This is a genomic window from Pseudomonas sp. GM50 (genome assembly GCF_000282375.1).
Lineage (GTDB): Bacteria > Pseudomonadota > Gammaproteobacteria > Pseudomonadales > Pseudomonadaceae > Aquipseudomonas.
Map to the genome: position 1 here is coordinate 21,417 of NZ_AKJK01000005.1, position 17,169 is coordinate 38,585.

Here is a 17,169-nt window from a genome sequence, read left to right on the forward strand (position 1 = left end):
AACATCTAAGTTGACTGACACGGCCTCTTCGCGAGCAAGCCCACAATGAATATTCAGTGAGCCTGACCGTGCCACGGCACCAGTTTGCGTTGCAGCGCACGCAGGCCCATTTCCATAGCGAAGGCGATCAGCGCGATGACCAGGATCCCCAGCACCACCACATCGGTGACCAGGAATTGCGCGGCCGATTGCACCATAAAGCCCAGACCACTGGTGGCGGCGATCAACTCGGCGGCCACCAACGTTGACCAACCCACACCCAAACCAATCCGCACGCCGGTCAAAATGTCCGGCAAGGCACTGGGCAGAATCACATGCCGAATCAACTGCGCCCGAGTCGCGCCCAGCGACTGCGCGGCGCGCAATTTCGCCGGGTCGACGGTGCGTACGCCAGTGGCGGTGGCGATCGCGATCGGGGCGAAGATCGCCAGGTAGATCAACAAGACTTTCGACAACTCACCGATGCCGCACCAGATCACGATCAAGGGCAGATAAGCCAGCGGCGGAATCGGGCGATAGAACTCGATCAGTGGATCAAGAATGCCGCGAGCGATGCGGTTGTGGCCGATGGCGATGCCCACCGGAACGGCGGTCAGCACCGCGAAGCCCAGGCCCAGGCCAATACGGCCAAGGCTCGCGCCCAAATGCTGCCACAAGGTCGAATCCATGTAGCCGGTGGTCACCAGCAGCCAGCCTTTTTGCAGCACGGCGGACGGCGGCGGCAGGAACAGCGGTTCGATCAAACCTGTGGCCGTGACGGCCCACCAAATGGCAACGAGAGCGACCAGTGTCAGCATGCTGATCCAGCGCGTGTTCAAACTGCGACGCAGCGGGATTACCGCCGAGCTCTTCACCTTTGAGCCCGGTTTCACCGTCGCGGCGGGAATTTCATAGGTGCTCATGCGCGCTCCTGCCGCTGGACGGCACTGCGTTGGGAGAACACTTTGGCGAGCACGTGTTCGCGGGTTTCGATAAAGCGCGGGTCGGATTTGATCGCCCGCGCCGATTCGCCGGCGGCGTAACGCTGACCGAAATCCAGGCTCAGACGCTCGACGATTTGCCCGGGGTTGGGCGCCAGCAGAATCAGATCCGTGGCGAGGAACACCGCTTCTTCAATGTCGTGGGTAATCAGGAACACCGGTTTGGCGGTGCGTTGCCAGACTTGCAGCAACAGCTCTTGCATCTGTTCGCGGGTGAAGGCGTCGAGGGCGCCGAAGGGTTCGTCCATCAGCAAAACCCGAGGGTCTGCTGCGAGGGCGCGAGCGAGGCCGACACGTTGTTTCTGCCCGCCCGAGAGCTGCCAGATTCGGCGATTTTCGAAACCGGAGAGGTCCACCAGCGCGAGCATTTCCCGGGCACGGATTTCGCGTTTGTCCCGGGCGACGCCAGCCAGTTCCAGACCGAAGCCGACGTTGGCCAGCACATCCTGCCAAGGCAGCAGGGCGTCGTCCTGGAACACCACGCCGCGCTCGGCGCTCGGGCCTTTGACTGGCACGCCGTCAAGGGTGATGCGCCCGGCACTGGGTTCGACGAAACCGGCAATCAGGTTCAACAGCGAGGTCTTGCCACTGCCGGACGGGCCGAGGGCGACCAGCAACTGCCGGGGCCCAAGGCTCAGGGAAATATCCGCCAGCACAGGTTCCGCTGCGCCGGGGTACTGTGCGCAGATACGCTCCAGCTGTAGCAAAGCCATCGCGGTTAACTCCCGATCAATTGGTGATGTATTTGGCGCTGACGTACGGCGCGTAGTCCGGCAGCACGGCCTCGACCTTGCCCTGTTCCTTGAGGAACACTGCTGTGTCGGTGATGGCCTTGGTGGTCGGCGCGCCGAGGGTGAGCACCTGATCAGCCGCGAGTGGGAAGACGTTGCCTTGCAGCAGCAATGGAATGTCGCTGGCCTTGGCACCGGAGAGCTTCACCAGTTTGTCGACATTGCTTTGGTTGGCGAGCCAGGCTTTCGGGTCTTTGCGGTAGTCTGCATAGGCATCGAGGGTCACTTTGGCGAACGCGGTGACGATTTCCGGGTGCTTCTCGGCGAAATCCTTACGCACGATCCAGGCATCGAAAGTCGGTGCGCCGAACTTGGCCAGTTCGCCCGAGGTGATCAGCACTTTGCCGTTTTCCTTGGCCACACCGAGGGCCGGGTCCCACACGTAGGTGGCGTCGATATCACCGCGTTTCCATGCCGCGATGATCGCTGGCGGTGCGAGGTTGAGCACGGTGACTTTCGACGGGTCGATGTTCCAGTGTTTCAGCGCGGCCAGCAGGCTGTAGTGGCCGGTGGAAACGAACGGTACGGCGATTTTCTTGCCGATCAGGTCTTGCGGAGTCTTGATCCCGGAACCGTCGCGCGCAACCAGCGCTTCGGCGGCGCCGATCTGGGTGGCGATGAGGAAAGTTTCCACCGGGACTTTGCGGGTGATTGCTGCCGTCAGGGGGCTGGAGCCGAGGTAGCCGATTTGCACATCGCCGGAAGCGATGGCGGCAATGATGTCGGCGCCGTTATCGAATTTGCGCCAGTCGATGTTGGCTTTGGTGGCTTTTTCGTAGGTGCCGTCGGCTTGGGCGACTTTGGCCGGGTCAACGGTGGTCTGGTAGGCGACGGTCACATCTGCCGCCTGAGCCAGGACACTCGCCGACGCCAGGAACGCGGCGGCCAGAAGGCGAAGAGGGGAAGTCAGTTTCATCGGGAAGCTCCTTGTCAGGCGACCGAGAGTCGGCGTGAAAAGGAGACTAAATGATATAAGAATCCGAAAATAAATAACTTTTTCGAATTACCTTATGAGCGGAAAATTCTAAGGGAGACCGTGGTGTGGCCTTTGCGGGCAAGCCTCGCTCCTACAGGTTTTATATGTGCCGCATGATTTGGCACGGCACATACTTGTAGGAGCGAGGCTTGCCCGCGAAAAGGTCCGAAGGACCTTCAGAGATTAGTTGCTGATCGCCAGAATACTCGCCTGATACGACCCGACAAACACATCGAAATCGCCGACTTCGTTCTGCTCCAGCTCAATCTGCTCGGCCAGCGACGAACGCGCCCGGTCTTCAAATTTCGCCTGATCTTCGCTTGAAAGCGGCTCGCTACGGAAAAATTCCGCATGCACCTGACTCTGACGCAAGGAGAACTGAGCAAAGCTTTCCTTGTGCTCGGCCATCGCCGCCAACACCTGGGCCGATGGCGTCAGGGACGAGTCCTTGACCTTGGCCAGTTGTGCGTCCAGTGCCTTGCTGTGGGCATCGCCGCCGTGGCTTTGATCCAGCAACGCCGCCAGTGGCGCAATCTTTTCCAGCAATTCGCCGGCCCATTCCTTGAGGTCTACCGGGAGCCCGTCGCGTTGCAATTGCAGGCCCGGACGACGACCTTCCTTGACCACGCTGAGGAAGTTCGAGGTTGCGTTGCCGCAGCTGGTACTGGTCAGCAGCGGGCTGTCGTTCAGCGCGCAGTACAGCAGGAACGCATCGAGGAAACGCGACTCGGTGAGGTCGATGCCCATCGGCAGGAACGGGTTGATGTCCAGGCAACGCACTTCGACGTACTGAATGCCGCGGGCCACCAGCGCCTGGATCGGCCGTTCGCCGGTGTAGGTCACGCGTTTCGGACGGATGTTGGAGTAGTACTCGTTTTCGATCTGCAGGATGTTGGTGTTGAGCTGAACCCACTCACCGTCCTGGTGCGTACCGATCTCGACGTACGACGGGTAAGGCGTGGCCACCGCTTTGCGCAGGCTGTCGGTGTAGCTGGTCAGATCGTTGTAGCACGGCGTCAGACCGGCCTGGGCGTTACTCTGGTAACCCAGGTCACTCATGCGCAGGCTGGTGGCGTATGGCAGGTACAACGTGTCCGGATCCAGCTGTTCCAGCTGATGCGAGCGACCGCGCAGGAAACCGGCGTCCAGCGCAGGCGAGGCGCCGAACAGGTACATCAGCAGCCAGCTGTAGCGACGGAAGTTGCGGATCAGCGCGATGTAGGCCGACGACTGATAGTCGCGATCGGTGCCGACAAAGCCTTCGGCTTCTTTAAGCAGCGGCCAGAGCTTTTCCGGCAGGGAAAAGTTGTAGTGGATCCCGGCGATGCACTGCATGGTCTTGCCGTAACGCAGAGCCAGGCCCTTGCGATAGACGTACTTGAGCTGACCGATGTTGGAGGTGCCGTAATAAGCGATCGGGATGTCTTCCTCGGCCGGCAACGGGCACGGCATCGAAGGGCTCCACAGGTACTCGTTGCCGAGCTTGCTGTAGGCAAACCGGTGAATCTTGTCCAGGCTCGCCAGGGTATCCGCCGGGTCTGGCAGGGCCGGCGTGATGAACTCCAGCAGCGACTCGGAATAGTCGGTGGTGATTTGTTCGTTGGTCAGCGCGGAACCCAATTCTTCCGGGTGCGGCGTTTGCGCCAGGCGCCCTTCGCCCGTCACGCGCAGGCATTCACGTTCGATGCCGTGAAGGCACTGTTCGAGCAGAGAGAGGTTAGCGCGCTCGCCGAGCAGAGCCAGGCGGCGGTTGAGAAGTTCGCTCAAGTTGGATTCCTTCACGCGTCAGTCGCCCCAATATGGGGGTGGGCAAGACGGTCTACAAGGGTGAAGTTAAAACTGGCGTTTTCGCCTGGTTTTTTCGAGCCGCACAGGCCTAATGCCGGTCAGTCAGGAATTGCACAATCCCTGTGGGAGCGACCTGTGGCGAGGGGGCTTGCCCCCGTTGGGCTGCGAAGCGGCCCCAAAATCTCTGAGTTTCCAAAATCTTGTGAGTGCTACGCACTCAAACGGGGGCAAGCCCCCTCGCCACAGGGTTCCACAGGTTGCATTGCGCAGAAATTAACTCAAATTGATGAAGAGTATCTACAGGACAGCGAACGTGCCTTGTGCTTTTGCGACGAGTTTGTCGCCTTGCATCACGTCGGCTTCGACCACCAGCGTGCGGCGGCCCGGGTGGATCACCCGTGCCGTGCACATCACTTCACCGTCGGCGACGGCGCGGATGTAGTTGATCTTGCACTCGATGGTCGCGCTCTGCTGGTCAAAGCCGTGGGTGCTGGAACAAGCCAGCCCCATGGCAATGTCGACCAGACTGAACAAGGCGCCGCCGTGCAGTTTGCCGCCGCGATTGCGCAGTTCTGGCGCAAGCCCCAGGGCGACTTGCGCCACCCCGGTTTCCAGACTGTGCAAGCGACACCCCAGCAGCTTGAAAAACGCGCTTTCGGTCAAGCCGGCCGGGATCTCCATCAGCGTTTTTTCAACTGTTTGGCGTTAGCGAACAGCGAGGCCATGGCGTTGTTGGCCGGGGCTGCTGCCGTGGTTTCCTTGCGCGGAGCGGTGTTCTGGGATTGGCGTGGTGCCGATCCCGGACGCGCACCACGGGCACCGTCGATCTTCTCGCCCGGGGTATCGCTCATGCGCATCGACAGGCCAACGCGTTTGCGCGGGATGTCGACTTCCATGACCTTCACCTTGACCACATCACCGGCCTTCACCGCTTCGCGCGGATCCTTGATGAACTTCTCCGACAGCGCGGAGATGTGTACCAAACCGTCCTGATGCACGCCGATGTCGACGAAGGCGCCGAAATTGGTCACGTTGGTGACCACGCCTTCGAGGATCATCCCCAGTTGCAAGTCCTTGAGGTCTTCGACGCCTTCCTGGAACTCGGCGGTCTTGAACTCGGGACGCGGGTCGCGACCGGGTTTTTCCAGCTCTTGCAGGATGTCGGTGACCGTCGGCAGACCGAACGTTTCGTCGGTGTACTTCTTCGGATCGAGACGCTTGAGGAAGCTCGCGTCACCGATCAGCGAGCGAATGTCGCGATCGGTTTCAGCGGCAATGCGCTGTACCAGCGGGTAGGCTTCCGGGTGGACCGCGGACGAATCCAGCGGGTTGTCACCGTTCATTACACGCAGGAAGCCTGCGGCCTGTTCAAAGGTTTTTTCACCCAGACGCGCGACTTTCTTCAACGCTGCACGGGTTTTGAAGGCGCCGTGCTCGTCGCGGTGGCTGACGATGTTTTGCGCCAGGGTCGCGTTGAGGCCGGAGATACGCGCCAGCAGCGCCACGGAGGCCGTATTGACGTCGACGCCCACGGCGTTCACGCAGTCCTCGACCACCGCGTCCAGGCCGCGCGCCAGTTTCAGCTGCGACACGTCGTGCTGGTACTGGCCGACGCCGATGGATTTCGGATCGATCTTCACCAGCTCAGCCAGCGGATCCTGCAAGCGACGGGCAATCGACACTGCGCCACGGATCGATACGTCGAGGTCCGGGAATTCCTTGGAAGCCAGTTCCGACGCCGAGTACACCGATGCACCAGCCTCGGAGACCATGACTTTGGTCATCTTCATGGCGGGGTATTTTTTGATCAGCTCAGCGGCGAGCTTGTCGGTTTCGCGGCTGGCGGTGCCGTTGCCGATGGCGATCAGGTCCACCGAATGCTTGGCGCACAGGGCGGCAAGGATCGCGATGGTCTGGTCCCACTTGTTGTGCGGCACGTGCGGGTAAACCGTGGCGTGGTCCAGCAGCTTGCCGGTGGCATCGACCACGGCGACCTTGCAGCCGGTGCGCAGGCCCGGGTCGAGACCCAGGGTGGCGCGCGGGCCGGCCGGGGCCGACAGCAGCAAGTCGTGCAGGTTGTGCGCGAACACGTTGATCGCTTCGGTTTCCGCGCCGTCGCGCAGCTCGCCCAGCAGATCGGTTTCCAGGTGGGTGTAGAGCTTGACCTTCCAGGTCCAGCGCACCACTTCGCCCAGCCATTTGTCGGCGGCACGGTTCTGGTTGTGGATGCCGAATTGCTGGCCAATCATGCCTTCGCACGGGTGCATGGTGCCGGGCAGTTCATCGCCGACTTTCAGTGCAGAACTCAGAATGCCTTCGTTGCGGCCACGGAAAATCGCCAACGCACGGTGCGAAGGCATGCTTTTCAGCGGTTCGTCGTGTTCGAAGTAGTCGCGGAACTTGGCGCCTTCCTCTTCTTTGCCGGCGATCACGCGGGCACTGAGGGTGGCTTCCTGCTTGAGGTAGTTGCGCAACTTGTCCAGCAGGCCCGCGTCTTCGGCGAAGCGCTCCATGAGGATGTACTTGGCGCCTTCAAGGGCAGCTTTCACATCGGCCACGCCTTTTTCGGCGTCGATGAAGCGTGCGGCTTCGGCGTCTGGCGTCAGGGTCGGGTCGTTGAACAGGCCGTCGGCAAGCGTACCGAGGCCGGCTTCCAGGGCGATCTGGCCCTTGGTGCGGCGCTTCTGCTTGTACGGCAGGTACAAGTCTTCGAGACGGGTCTTGGTGTCGGCGAGTTTGATGTCGCGTTCGAGTTGCGGGGTCAGTTTGCCCTGCTCTTGAATGCTGGCGAGGATGCTGATCCGCCGTTCGTCGAGTTCTCGCAGGTAGCGCAGACGCTCTTCCAGATGACGCAACTGGATGTCATCGAGGCTGCCGGTCACTTCTTTCCGGTAGCGGGCGATGAAGGGAACGGTAGACCCTTCATCGAGTAGCGCGACGGCCGCTTCGACCTGTTGTGGGCGTACACCGAGTTCCTCGGCGATGCGGCTGTTGATGCTGTCCATAAAACCACCTGACAAATTGTGAAAGCAGGCTCGCAGGCGCAGAGATAAAGGCTCGGCGAGTCTGGTTGAGCGGCCTGGCGTGCGCCGCTACCTGAGCCAACAGGCTTCCCGTTGACCCGTGAAATCGAACAATTACTGCCAGCGCCATGAAAAAAAAGCGGCTGCCTACAGTAACGATCAGACGTTGCCTGACACAAAAGGCCGCGCATTATAACCAGCGTTCTGTCCATTCGGGGGCATCGCGGGTTGTAGGCACAATGCCCGGTTTTCTGGCGGTGAAGGAAAAATCTGCTAACAATGCACACGGTGCGTATAACGGCAGCTACGCCATAATGCGCGCCGAGATCAAAGGAGCATCCAATGAGCAGCACTGCAAACATTGCTGAAGGCGAAAAAATTCTTATTGTTGACGACGATCCTGGGCTGAGCAGCCTGCTGGAGCGTTTTTTCGTCAGCAAGGGCTACCGTGCCCGCGCCGTACCGAATACCGAACAAATGGACCGCCTGCTGGCGCGTGAGGTGTTCAACCTGGTCGTCCTCGACCTGATGCTGCCCGGCGAAGACGGCCTGACCGCTTGCCGCCGCCTGCGCACGGCGAACAATCAGATTCCGATCATCATGCTGACCGCCAAGGGCGATGAGCTTAGCCGCATCAAGGGCCTGGAACTGGGCGCCGACGATTACCTGGCCAAGCCGTTCAACCCGGACGAGCTGATGGCTCGTGTCAAAGCGGTTCTGCGGCGTCAGGCGGCACCAGTGCCGGGCGCACCGGGCAGCGAAGACGAAAGCGTGACCTTCGGTGACTACGAACTGTCCCTGGCCACCCGCGAACTGAAGCGCGGCGACGAAGTGCACATGCTCACCACCGGTGAGTTCGCGGTGCTCAAGGCGTTGGTCATGAACGCGCGTCAGCCACTGACCCGCGACAAGCTGATGAATTTGGCCCGTGGTCGCGAGTGGGATGCCCTGGAGCGTTCCATCGACGTGCAGATCTCCCGTCTGCGCCGGATGATCGAACCCGATCCATCCAAACCACGCTACATCCAGACCGTCTGGGGCGTGGGTTACGTGTTCGTTCCGGATGGCGCCGCCACGAAGTGATCGGTGATTTGTAGGCGCGGGTCTTGCGGGCAAGGGGTCAGATGACCTTTCCCGCAGACCCGCGATCCGCAATATGCGAGCATGCTCGCTCCTGCAAGTGTGTAGCGGTTACCCATGAAAACCCCTGTTTGGTTCCCCCAGAGCTTCTTCTCCCGCACCTTGTGGCTGGTGCTGATCGTCGTCCTGTTCTCCAAGGCGCTGACCCTGGTTTATCTGTTGATGAACGAAGATGTGCTGGTGGATCGCCAATACAGCCACGGCGTCGCTCTGACGCTGCGTGCCTACTGGGCCGCCGACGAAGAAAACCGCACCAGGATCGCCGATGCCGCGACCCTGATCCGGGTGGTGGGGGCCGGTGTGCCGGAAGGCGAACAGCACTGGCCCTACAGCGAAATCTACCAGCGACAAATGCAGGCCGAACTGGGTGCCGACACCGAAGTGCGATTACGCATGCATTCGCCGCCGGCGCTGTGGGTTCGGGCGCCCAGCCTGGGCGATGGCTGGCTGAAAGTACCGCTGTACCCGCATCCGTTGCGTGGCCAGAAAATCTGGAACGTGCTCGGCTGGTTCCTCGCCATTGGCCTGCTGTCCACCGCCTCGGCGTGGATCTTCGTCAGCCAGCTCAATCAACCGCTCAAACGTCTGGTCTATGCCGCGAGGCAACTCGGTCAGGGCCGCAGCGTGCGCCTGCCGATCAGTGATACACCGAGCGAGATGACCGAGGTTTATCGCGCCTTCAACCAGATGGCTGAAGACGTCGAACAGGCCGGGCGCGAACGGGAACTGATGCTGGCCGGGGTGTCCCACGACCTGCGCACGCCGCTGACCCGTTTGCGACTGTCCCTGGAACTGATGGGCGACCACAGTGACCTGACGGACGACATGATCCGCGACATCGAAGACATGGACGCGATTCTCGACCAGTTCCTGGCGTTCATTCGTGACGGACGTGACGAGTCGGTGGAAGAAGTGGACCTGAGCGATCTGGTTCGCGAAGTCGCCGCGCCGTACAACCAGAACGAAGAGAAAGTGCACTTGCGCCTGGAGCCGATCCAGCCGTTCCCGTTGCGTCGGGTGTCGATGAAACGGCTGCTGAACAACCTGATCGGCAATGCCCTGCATCACGCTGGCAGCGGCGTCGAAGTGGCGGCTTACGTGTCCGGGGATACCAGTGCGCCGTACGTGGTGCTGAGCGTCATGGACCGTGGCGCGGGGATCGATCCGTCGGAGCTGGAGGCGATCTTCAATCCGTTCACTCGTGGCGATCGGGCCCGGGGCGGGAAGGGGACCGGGTTGGGGTTGGCGATCGTGAAGCGGATCGCTTCGATGCATGGCGGCAATGTCGAGCTGCGCAATCGGTCCGGTGGTGGGCTGGAAGCGCGGGTGCGGTTGCCGTTGGGGTTGATGTTGCCAAGGGATGCCGTCTAACCCGATCGTTCCCACGCTCTGCGTGGGAATGCCTCTTCGGACGCTCCGCGTTCGGCTCTGGAGGGGACGCGGAGCGTCCCGGGCTGCATTCCCACGCAGAGCGTGGGAACGATCACCGAGTCAGCTTCAGCCTTTCCCTTTGGTCCGCGTCATATTCGGCCCGCCATTCTTCTCCAGATGTTCGATGATGATCCCCGCCACGTTCTTCCCGGTGGTGGTTTCAATCCCTTCAAGCCCCGGTGACGAGTTAACTTCCATCACCAGCGGCCCATGGTTGGAGCGCAGGATGTCCACCCCCGCCACCGCCAACCCCATGACCTTCGCTGCACGCAATGCGGTCATGCGTTCTTCCGGCGTGATCTTGATCAGGCTCGCACTGCCACCGCGATGCAGGTTGGAGCGAAATTCCCCCGGCTTGGCCTGACGCTTCATCGCCGCGATCACCTTGTCGCCGACCACGAAACAACGAATGTCCGCGCCGCCGGCTTCCTTGATGTATTCCTGAACCATGATGTTTTGCTTCAGGCCCATGAAGGCCTCGATCACCGATTCCGCCGCCGTGGCCGTTTCACACAGCACCACACCGATGCCCTGAGTGCCTTCCAGTACCTTGATCACCAGTGGTGCGCCGTTGACCATCTCGATCAAGTCAGGGATGTCATCCGGAGAGTGGGCAAAACCGGTGACCGGCAAACCGATCCCTCGGCGCGACAGCAGTTGCAGCGACCGCAGTTTGTCTCGCGAACGGGCGATGGCTACCGATTCGTTGAGCGGAAACACCCCCATCATTTCGAACTGGCGCAGCACCGCGCAGCCATAAAACGTTACCGAAGCGCCGATCCGCGGGATCACTGCATCGAAACCTTCCAGCGGTTTGCCACGGTAGTGGATCTGCGGCTTGTGGCTGGCAATGTTCATGTAGGCGCGCAAGGTGTCGATCACCACCATTTCATGGCCACGCTCCATACCGGCTTCGACCAGACGACGGGTGGAATACAGACGCGGGTTCCGCGACAGCACAGCGATCTTCATGCAACACCTGTGGAGAAGGTAGATACCGGGAACACCGGCTTGTCTTGTACATACTTAATGCCCGGATTGACCACCAACTGGCCGTCGATCAGGGCTTTGGAACCGAGTAACAGGCGATAGCGCATGGACTTGCGGCAGGCGAGGGTGAACTCGACCCGCCAGACCCGATCACCGAGGGCCAGGGTGGTGCTGACCACATAGCGCATCTGCGCATGGCCATTGGAGCTTTTAATGGTTTTCCTCGTTACCAGCGGGGCTTCGCAGCGCCGGTGCCGCAGTTGTACCACCGTGCCCAGGTGCGCGGTAAAGCGCACCCACTGTTCTCCATCGCGCTCGAACGGCTCGATATCGGTGGCGTGCAGGCTGGAGGTGCTGGCGCCGGTGTCGATTTTTGCCCGAAGGCCCGCGACTCCCAAATCCGGGAGCGCCACCCACTCGCGCAGACCGACAACGGTCAAATGGTCAAATGTCTTCAAAAGTGCTCAACCGGCAAAAACCGCTCAGGCCGCATGCGGCCGAATTCGCGGTATTCACGCAGAATAATGGGTAAAAGGCGACAGATATCTACGGCCCGGATTTCCATCCCTCAATGTGCGGGGGAATGCCTGCATTCTAATCCACAGCGTGAGGATTCATGGCACGACAGAAACGGTAGTACAGTTCATCGATATTTCAGAATGAGGTCATCCAATGGCACAAAAAAGCGAAGAGGACGACAAGGTCCGTCTCGATAAATGGTTGTGGGCCGCGCGTTTTTATAAAACACGTGCCTTGGCCAAGGCCGCGATTGAAAGCGGCAAGGTGCATTGCCGGGGCGAGCGCTGCAAGCCAGGCAAGGAGCCGAGGGTCGGCGATGAGTTTCAGATTCGCACCGGCTTCGAGGAGCGTACGGTGGTGGTCCAGGCGCTGTCGATCGTGCGTCGTGGCGCGCCGGAGGCTCAGGCGCTGTATGCCGAAACCGAAGCCAGCATCGCCAAACGTGAAGCGGCTGCGGCCATGCGCAAGGCCGGGGCGTTGGGCGTGAGCACCGATGGCAAGCCAAGCAAGAAGCAGCGCCGGGATCTGTTCAAGTTTCGCGGTAATAGCAACGACGAGTAGTGATCGCCGTCGGGCGCAGACTTGCAATCGCGCACCTGTGCAGCCATATGGGTGTACTCGACAGCGGCAAAGTGAAAATGCCGTTCGTCGAAAACCGAGGTTTTACCTTGCTTGGAACAACCCCGGATTGTTCATAAAATGCCCTTACGGCTGAACTTTTTCCGCCCAAAAATGCGGAAATGACGCGATTTTCATTTTTTGTCACCCTTTCAGATACCCAGACCTATGACCAATCTATCGGATAACGACTACACCCAACGCTTCATCTTCGATGACAGCGACACCCGCGGCGAGCTGGTTGGGTTGGAGCGTAGCTATGCCGAAGTCCTCGCCAAACACGCCTATCCGGAGCCGGTCGCGCAATTGCTGGGCGAGCTGATGGCGGCGGCAGCGTTGCTGGTTGGCACCTTGAAGTTCGATGGCTTGCTGATTCTTCAGGCCCGTTCCGAAGGCCCGGTGCCGTTGCTGATGATCGAGTGCTCCAGCGAGCGTGAAATCCGTGGCCTGGCCCGTTACGAAGCCGACCAGATCGCCCCCGATGCGACCCTCGCCGACTTGATGCCCAATGGCGTGCTGGCGCTGACCGTCGACCCGACTCAGGGCCAACGCTACCAAGGCATCGTCGACCTCGACGGCGCGACCCTGTCGGAGTGCTTCACCAATTACTTCGTCATGTCCCAGCAGACCAATACCCGCTTCTGGCTCTACGCCGATGGCCGTCGTGCCCGTGGCCTGTTGCTGCAGCAATTGCCTGCCGACCGTCTGAAAGACGAAGAAGAACGCGCCGCCAGCTGGCAGCACATCACCACGCTGGGCGGCACGCTGACCGCCGATGAATTGCTGAGCCTGGACAACGAAACCGTGCTCCATCGCCTCTATCATGAAGAGCAGGTGCGCCTGTTCGATGTGCAGAAACTACGCTTTCATTGCAGTTGCTCCCGGGAACGCTCGGGCAATGCGCTGGTCAGTTTGGGTCTGGAAGATGCTCAGAAGCTGGTCGTCGAACATGGCGGCCGCATCGAGATCGATTGTCAGTTTTGCAACGAACGTTACCTGTTCGACGCGGCCGATATCACCCAATTGTTTGCGGGTGCAGGGGTCGATACGCCGTCAGATACCCGTCACTAAAACGTTTCAGTGCAGGTAAATTCACTGCTTAACGCCGGAATAACGCCGTTCTGACGGGAGGGCCCTACACTTTTTGGGCTTTTCTGGCATAATCCGGCCCACTTTTTTCGCGGTAGTAGTGCACGACTTTCTACTACAAAACGTTTGGAGCACTCGGCCACTGGCCGACGGGGAACCTCATGACGCAAGCCAATAACGCCGTGTACACCGATCTGAGTGTTGATGATCTGGTTAAAGAAGCCCTGAAGCGCGGTGAAGGCGAGCTTGCCGATACCGGCGCGCTGGTTGTTCGCACCGGTCACCGTACCGGCCGTTCGCCAGTCGATCGTTTCATCGTTGAAGAGCCGACCACCCAGGACGCCATCGCCTGGGGCCCGATCAACCGCAAGTTCCCGGCCGACAAGTTCGATGCCCTGTGGGCTCGCGTCGAGGCGTTCAACAACGCGCAAGAGCATTTCGTTTCCCACGTGCATGTAGGTGCTGCCGAAGAGCATTACCTGGCCGTGAAGATGACCACCCAGACTGCCTGGCAGAACCTGTTCGGTCGTTGCCTGTTCATCAACCCGGCCCAGTACAACCCGGCTGGTCGTGAAGAGTGGCAAGTCCTCAACGTTGCCAACTTCGAATGCGTGCCAGAGCGTGACGGCACCAACTCCGATGGCTGCGTGATCCTCAACTTCGCCCAGAAGAAAGTGCTGATCGCCGGCATGCGCTACGCCGGTGAAATGAAAAAAGCCATGTTCTCGGTGCAGAACTTCCTGCTACCGGCCGCCGACGTGCTGCCAATGCACTGCGCTGCCAACATCGGTGAAGCAGGCGACGTGACCCTGTTCTTCGGTCTGTCCGGCACCGGTAAAACCACCCTGTCCGCCGACGAAAGCCGTTACCTGATCGGTGATGACGAACACGGCTGGGGCGAGGGCGTGGTGTTCAACATCGAAGGCGGTTGCTATGCCAAGTGCATCGACTTGTCCGAGAAGAACGAGCCGGTCATCTGGAAAGCCATCAAGCACGGCGCAGTCCTGGAGAACGTCGTTATCGATGACGCCAAGCACGCCGACTACGCCGACGTCAGCCTGACCCAGAACAGCCGCGCTGCCTATCCGCTGGAGCACGTTGCCAAGCGTTCCGAGAAAAACCTCGGTGGTGAGCCAAACGCTGTGATCTTCCTGACCTGCGACCTGACCGGCGTATTGCCGCCAGTCTCGATCCTCAGCGAAGAACAAGCGGCCTACCACTTCCTGTCCGGCTACACCGCTCTGGTGGGCTCGACCGAAATGGGTTCCGGCAGCGGCATCAAGTCGACCTTCTCCACCTGCTTCGGCGCACCGTTCTTCCCGCGCCCGGCCGGCGAATACGCAGAACTGCTGATCAAGCGCATCCGCGGCTTCGGCTCCAAGGTCTACCTGGTCAACACCGGCTGGACCGGCGGCGGCTACGGCGTCGGCAAACGCTTCAACATCCCGACCACTCGTGGCGTGATTGCAGCGATTCAGAGCGGCGCGTTGATTGGTGCCGAGACTGAGCACCTGGACACCATCAACCTCGACGTGCCACTGGCCGTACCGGGCGTTGAGACTGGCCTGTTGAACCCACGTAATACCTGGGCTGACAAGGCTGCTTATGATGAAGCTGCCAAGGCGTTGGCTGGGTTGTTTGTTGAGAACTTCAAGAAGTTTGAAGTAAGCGACGCGATCAAGGCTGCTGGGCCGAAGTTGTAAGTATCGGTAGTGGTTTGAGGTAAGAGAAAGCCGCCCTTTGAGGGCGGCTTTTTTGTGGGTGCCCAGCATGGGCGCAATCTTGTGGGTGAAAGTCCCCGTAAGTTGATCACAGCGAACGAAGTGAAGCGCAACTGCATGAGGGCGACCGAGTGTGGGGAGGAAGCGTGAATCGAAGCCATGAGCCGTAGTTGGTGCGTTGAGGCTAATTACCTGCCAGCCGAAACGCTGGGGCCATGTTGTCTCTCTCTCGCTTCGAAAGCCCCAAAGCACTAGCCACGGTTGACCATTGGCTGACAGCTTCCCGGAAATTCTCGATAATTTCGTCTGCGTCTTTACGGCTGATACGGAAGTACTCTGCAACTTCGCGAGCGAGCTCAAGATCCAGGGCGTTGTCTGAATCGGTGATGTTGAGTTTCAATCCATCGGCATGTGGTACCGGGTTCATATCGTAGGCTTCAGACAGGCGCCATCCTCGACCAGGATCAAGGATAAAACCATGATTGCGCAGGTGGTCGTCGGTATTGGAAACCAAGATGTTGAACACGATACGAGACCATAGCTCGCGAAGATCCGCGTTAGTTTCTGAACCGTGCTTCATGAGCACTTCAGCCAACTCCAGGTAGCTGGCACCTGCCGATGCATCGTCGCCGTCTACCCTATCTGTCATGGTCATGGCTGAGGCGAAATGCAGTCGACCACCATTTTTTGTTCGGTCGAAGCGCTTAACCATGAAGCAGTGATGATCGCTCGCGAAGCGTTGCGCCACACCATTCGCTACCCGCAGCCCGCAGCTATCCGCCAAGGCATTCACTACCAGTTCCCAACCGCCGACGTCATAGTCATCGCGAGTGCTTGGGAATTTGGCGATCCACAAGTGACCAGCTTCGTCAGCGACGCTGGCCTTAGGTCTGGCTCCACCCAATGAGCCGCCTGGTGCAATCAACATTCTCAACCATTCACGTCCATCGGGAGCAGTGTTGTCCTCATCGCTCTCCAAGGCGCGACTTGCCTGCTCCAAGGCGCGTAACTCGACGAAGGGCGGAGCAGCCAATCCATCGCGATCATCCAGAAAATTGCCTTGGTCATTGAGTTTGTAGCGGATCGCCCCGACCCGGTAGCGGTCATGAACCCCCAAAAGAAAGTCGGATTCGTACAGCTTGGTTCCGTCAGGTACCAAGCCCTCGCGGATATCTCGCTCCAGCCGACGTTTCATCAGCAACTGACCCCACCGATCAGGGCTTGAGTCAGCAAATAGGCCAAACCGGCTCTGATGTTGACCTGGGTACTGACGGCCTTCAAAAAGCCCGATACGAGGATCAAGAGAAATGAAATTTAACGCTGGATCGGCCAGTGCGGCAGAGTCGTACTCAAACTCAAATACGTTTGCGGAGCGAGTCTTTCTTACGTGCAAGAACCCAAGTCGTCTTGGACCGTTCAAGGTCTCCCAATCGGCATACACAGCGATTAATGTCATTTTTCACTTTCCGTAGGTTTGTTTTTTTTCTTGATCACCAAGCGAGATAACGAGTGGGTGCTGAAAGGGAAATCAGGAATGCGATTTGATTCGGGACCGGATTTTTCAATGAATTGGCCGCTCTTTTCATCAGCGGGGGGCGGCGTTCTGGTCGCAGCAATGCTTCGTGCGCTTCGGCGTTTATTGACTGTGAGTTTCGCTCCGGGGGTTAACTGAGCATCTTGCAGTTGGCGCCCTAACTCATCCACTGCGGCGAGCTTGCTCAAGTCCTTTTCCAGCCCCAGCACCTGCATGACCGACAAATACGCGCCCATGGTCACACCTGCTCCGCCTGACTCCAGATTGCGCAGTGTTGTCAGTGACATGCCAGCCCTTTCGGCGACTTGCTTGGCTGTCAGTTTTCGGCGCAGTCGAGCGAGTTTCAGTCGCTCGCCAAACTCAGAGAGCAGCTTGGATGCGGCGGGCAAAAGTGGCGCTGTTTTCTTAGCCATATGCCATTATTCCTTCACTTTTAAGCCTAAACTACCAGAATAATAGCACTTAATGAAAATGCCGCTTCACTGTCTCACGAGGTTACGAGATCAGCTTGTTAGCAGCGGACAGGATTTGATAGATCATCATTAACTGCCATTATTCCAGTCGAAATA

Annotated in this window: 15 protein-coding genes; 5 read left to right on the plus strand and 10 right to left on the minus strand. The window is 59.5% G+C overall.

The genetic code is table 11. The annotated features are described in order from the left end of the window. Positions 1-53: 53 nt before the first annotated feature. From tauC to PMI30_RS28430, 6 genes are all read right to left on the minus strand, one after another. Entirely contained in the window at positions 54-902 is an 849-nt protein-coding gene (gene tauC / locus PMI30_RS28450; RefSeq protein WP_008005179.1) for a taurine ABC transporter permease TauC, read from the minus strand. Beyond that, positions 899-1,693, minus strand: coding sequence for a taurine ABC transporter ATP-binding subunit (gene tauB / locus PMI30_RS28445; RefSeq protein ID WP_008005181.1), 795 nt, complete (start codon positions 1,691-1,693; stop codon positions 899-901). Before tauB ends, tauC begins: the two co-directional genes overlap by 4 nt. A 16-nt stretch (positions 1,694-1,709) precedes the next feature. Continuing rightward, the gene (tauA, locus tag PMI30_RS28440; protein ID WP_008005182.1) at positions 1,710-2,687 is read right to left on the minus strand and encodes a taurine ABC transporter substrate-binding protein; all 978 of its coding nucleotides are present in this window, start codon (positions 2,685-2,687) and stop codon (positions 1,710-1,712) included. Positions 2,688-2,930: 243 nt separating this feature from the next. After that, entirely contained in the window at positions 2,931-4,514 is a 1,584-nt protein-coding gene (gene gshA, locus PMI30_RS28435; protein WP_008005184.1) for a glutamate--cysteine ligase, read from the minus strand. A gap of 318 nt (positions 4,515-4,832) precedes the next feature. After that, positions 4,833-5,216 (minus strand): PaaI family thioesterase, encoded by a 384-nt coding sequence (locus PMI30_RS0129345; RefSeq protein ID WP_007903088.1) that lies wholly within the window; start codon positions 5,214-5,216, stop codon positions 4,833-4,835. Then, a complete protein-coding gene (locus PMI30_RS28430; RefSeq protein WP_008005186.1) occupies positions 5,216-7,540 on the minus strand; it encodes a Tex family protein in 2,325 nt (774 codons plus the stop codon). The genes PMI30_RS0129345 and PMI30_RS28430 overlap by 1 nt, the downstream gene beginning before the upstream one ends. A 360-nt stretch (positions 7,541-7,900) precedes the next feature. Here PMI30_RS28430 and ompR point away from each other — a divergent pair, with 360 nt between their 5' ends. Continuing rightward, positions 7,901-8,641: an osmolarity response regulator transcription factor OmpR gene (gene ompR, locus PMI30_RS28425; protein WP_007903084.1), complete on the plus strand. Its 741-nt coding sequence runs from the start codon at positions 7,901-7,903 to the stop codon at positions 8,639-8,641. Positions 8,642-8,755: 114 nt separating this feature from the next. After that, positions 8,756-10,069 (plus strand): ATP-binding protein, encoded by a 1,314-nt coding sequence (locus PMI30_RS28420; protein ID WP_008005187.1) that lies wholly within the window; start codon positions 8,756-8,758, stop codon positions 10,067-10,069. Between the two features lie 126 nt (positions 10,070-10,195). Here PMI30_RS28420 and rimK read toward each other — a convergent pair whose 3' ends face one another. Then, positions 10,196-11,101, minus strand: coding sequence for a 30S ribosomal protein S6--L-glutamate ligase (gene rimK, locus PMI30_RS28415; protein WP_008005189.1), 906 nt, complete (start codon positions 11,099-11,101; stop codon positions 10,196-10,198). Further along, positions 11,098-11,577 (minus strand): retropepsin-like aspartic endopeptidase RimB, encoded by a 480-nt coding sequence (gene rimB / locus PMI30_RS28410; RefSeq protein ID WP_008005191.1) that lies wholly within the window; start codon positions 11,575-11,577, stop codon positions 11,098-11,100. Before rimB ends, rimK begins: the two co-directional genes overlap by 4 nt. Positions 11,578-11,791: 214 nt before the next feature. On the opposite strand from rimB, the gene PMI30_RS28405 reads away from it, so the two are divergent. The 3 genes from PMI30_RS28405 to PMI30_RS28395 all read left to right on the plus strand — a co-directional run bounded on the left by PMI30_RS28405 (position 11,792) and on the right by PMI30_RS28395 (position 15,048). Next, positions 11,792-12,199 carry an RNA-binding S4 domain-containing protein gene (locus PMI30_RS28405; RefSeq protein WP_007903079.1) on the plus strand — a complete coding sequence of 136 codons (408 nt, stop codon included), beginning with the start codon at positions 11,792-11,794 and terminating at the stop codon, positions 12,197-12,199. Between the two features lie 225 nt (positions 12,200-12,424). Further along, positions 12,425-13,327 (plus strand): Hsp33 family molecular chaperone HslO, encoded by a 903-nt coding sequence (hslO, locus tag PMI30_RS28400; protein WP_007903074.1) that lies wholly within the window; start codon positions 12,425-12,427, stop codon positions 13,325-13,327. A 179-nt stretch (positions 13,328-13,506) separates the two neighbouring features. After that, positions 13,507-15,048 (plus strand): phosphoenolpyruvate carboxykinase, encoded by a 1,542-nt coding sequence (locus PMI30_RS28395; RefSeq protein ID WP_008005195.1) that lies wholly within the window; start codon positions 13,507-13,509, stop codon positions 15,046-15,048. Positions 15,049-15,250: 202 nt separating this feature from the next. On the opposite strand, the gene PMI30_RS28390 is transcribed toward PMI30_RS28395, so the two are convergent. Then, the gene (locus PMI30_RS28390; protein WP_008005197.1) at positions 15,251-16,522 is read right to left on the minus strand and encodes a type II toxin-antitoxin system HipA family toxin; all 1,272 of its coding nucleotides are present in this window, start codon (positions 16,520-16,522) and stop codon (positions 15,251-15,253) included. Next, the gene (locus PMI30_RS28385) at positions 16,519-17,013 is read right to left on the minus strand and encodes a helix-turn-helix domain-containing protein (protein ID WP_008005199.1); all 495 of its coding nucleotides are present in this window, start codon (positions 17,011-17,013) and stop codon (positions 16,519-16,521) included. Before PMI30_RS28385 ends, PMI30_RS28390 begins: the two co-directional genes overlap by 4 nt. Positions 17,014-17,169: the final 156 nt, after the last annotated feature.